This is a genomic window from Mesorhizobium sp. M1050 (genome assembly GCF_040318715.1).
GTDB lineage: Bacteria > Pseudomonadota > Alphaproteobacteria > Rhizobiales > Rhizobiaceae > Mesorhizobium.
Window position 1 is genome coordinate 1 of sequence record NZ_JAMYMV010000170.1, and the last position, 1119, is coordinate 1119.

Annotated in this window: 1 protein-coding gene; it reads left to right on the top strand. The window is 62.8% G+C overall.

Annotated elements, in window-relative coordinates; translation table 11 throughout:
• Positions 1-90: 90 nt before the first annotated feature.
• Positions 91-1110: an integrase core domain-containing protein gene (locus tag NKH57_RS33710; protein WP_352950681.1), complete on the top strand. Its 1020-nt coding sequence runs from the start codon at positions 91-93 to the stop codon at positions 1108-1110.
• Positions 1111-1119 lie beyond the last annotated feature (9 nt).

Here is a 1119-nt window from a genome sequence, read left to right on the forward strand (position 1 = left end):
TGACCGCGCTCAGACAGATATGAGATTCTTGCAGTTGAGGAGGGGTTCTCCGTAACTCGGGTTGCGAAGCTCGAATCATAGGAGAACCCCATGCAGGTTTTTGGCCTGCCCGGTCATATTATACGCAACGCCGGCCGGGCGTCGCGGCTTCTCGGCGCGAAGACCCCAACAATCGAAGCAGAGAGAAGACGCGACGCGGTGGCGCGATGGCGGCGAGCGATGCGGGACGGGCTGGATGCCGGGCAGGCAGCGCGGGCGGTCGGCGTGCCGCGTTCGACCCTCTATCGCTGGGAAAGCGCACCCGAGCCGAAGAGCCGGCGTCCGCACCGGGTTCGCGCCAACGGCTGGAGCCCGACCTTGCGCGCCGAGGTCGAGCGGCTCAGGCTGGACTTTCCTTTCTGGGGCAAGGACAAGCTCGGTCCTGTGTTGCGCAAGGCCGGCTTTGCCGTCTCCAACGCCACTGTCGGCCGCATCCTGAAGAAGCTGGTCGAGCGTGGCCGGGTGACGCCGGTGCCCGAACTCATCCGCAAGGCCGGCCGCAAATCGCCCCCAAAGATCAGACCACACGCCATCCGCAAGCCGAAGGACGTTTGCTTCGAAAAGCCCGGCGATGTCATCCAGATCGACACGCTGACCTTGACCATCGCGCCGGGTCGAACCGTCAAGCACTTCGATGCCTATGACGTCTTCGCCAAGTGGACCGTGGCAAAGCCCTATGCGCAAGCCACCGCCGCAAACGCCGCCGACTTCCTCGCCAAGGTCACCGCCGAAATGCCGTGGCCGATCAAGGCCATCCAGATCGACGGTGGCTCCGAGTTCATGGCCGAATTCGAGACCGCGTGCCAGGACAACGAAATCCCCCTCTATGTCCTGCCGCCACGGTCGCCAAAACTCAACGGAGCCGTCGAACGGTGCAACGGCGCCTGGCGCTACGAATTCTACGCTACCGTCGATCTGCCAACCCAGATCGACAAGATCGCCCAGCATGTCGATGCTTTCCAGCATCTCTACAACCATCACAGGCCACACGGAGCACTCGACGGCCTCACTCCAAGCGAGTATCTCAAAATCTGCCGAGACCGGATGACCCAGCCGTCTCATATGTACTGAGCGCGGACA

Bases quoted from the DNA above. Each gene is read 5' to 3' on its own strand.
- NKH57_RS33710 (WP_352950681.1), top strand. From the start codon at position 91: ATGCAGGTTTTTGGCCTGCCCGGTCATATTATACGCAACGCCGGCCGG.